This window comes from Candidatus Sororendozoicomonas aggregata (genome assembly GCF_031528575.1).
In the GTDB taxonomy this organism is placed as follows: Bacteria; Pseudomonadota; Gammaproteobacteria; order Pseudomonadales; family Endozoicomonadaceae; genus Endonucleibacter; species Endonucleibacter aggregata.
In genome coordinates this window covers 1-1,095 of sequence record NZ_JAVLSP010000198.1, presented here as the reverse complement: position 1 = coordinate 1,095, position 1,095 = coordinate 1, and the positions used below count along the sequence as shown (strand labels likewise).

Annotated in this window: 2 protein-coding genes; both read left to right on the top strand. The window is 54.2% G+C overall.

The window, feature by feature from the left end; translation table 11 throughout:
* Window positions 1-528: gp53-like domain-containing protein (locus V4C51_RS17765; protein ID WP_330927502.1), on the top strand; the 528-nt coding region annotated here is incomplete at its 5' end.
* On the top strand, window positions 525-1,095 hold a 571-nt coding region (locus V4C51_RS17760), incomplete at its 3' end, for a hypothetical protein (protein ID WP_330927501.1). The genes V4C51_RS17765 and V4C51_RS17760, both read left to right, overlap by 4 nt.

Sequence of the window (1,095 nt, the reverse complement as noted above, 5' to 3'; positions counted from 1 at the left end):
GTAAAAAGCGCGACAGACGCGGGTACACGTCAGGCGACGGAAAGTACTCGGGGACAGTTAGAGGTCGCTACCCAGACAGAGGCGAATAGCTCAACGGATGATAGTCGCGCGCTGACCGCGAAAAAGCTCCACAACCGAACCGCCACCGAAAGTCGGCGCGGCGTTGCTGAAGTGGCCACGCAGGCTGAAGTGGATGGAGGGACGGATGATTCCCGAATGGTTACGGCGAAAAAACTACGCTGGGGCTTCTCCGCTGATATGGGATCAGTGGGGTATATTGCTTTGCCTTCCTGGTTAGGTGGTTTTGTTTTGCAGTGGACCAGCGCAGCCGGATCAGGCGCGGGGAGTCGTACCGTTAGCTGGCCCGTCGCGTTTCCTGATTCTTTTTTGTCAGTGATGACATCCATGTCCATCAAAAATAGCGGGACTGGGGGTCGTTACGCTTACTGGCAAGGCGCGACCAATCAAAACGTCACCGTTTATGCGAGCGGCAATCAAACAGTGATGATCTGGGGAGTGGGTCGATGAGTATTTTTTACAGTCAATCGCTGAACGCGTTTTATAACGACGAGCTGCACAGCGCTATGCCCGCTGATTGCATCGTTATCACTGCCGAGAAACATCGGGAGCTATTAAAAGGGCAGGCAGAGGGAATGGCGATAACCCCTGACAATGACGGGTTCCCTGTTCTTAAAGTCCAGATTTTACCTCCCATTCAGCGATGCCAACTTGCTTGCCAGGCCATCGACACTGCCGCCGGCGAGGCACGAAACCGCATTGTCTCAGACTCAAGCCTGATCGAGGTGGAATACCAGCGCACCTACGATCAGGCCACCCTCTTTATCAATAACAACTACACCGGAGCAGTTCCCCAGGCAGTAAAAAGTCATGCGGAGGCTTACGGGGTATCCGATCAGGTGGCCGCCGAAACCATCAAGCAAATTGGCGACAAGTGGTATGCGACGCTCGACATTATTCGCGACCTGCGGCTAAAAGGAAAACAGGCGACAGAGAACGCGGGGGAAGAGGCGGACTATATGACCATCGCCCAACCTTTTATTGATCAACTCAACAGCATCAACCCGGAGGCCAGCG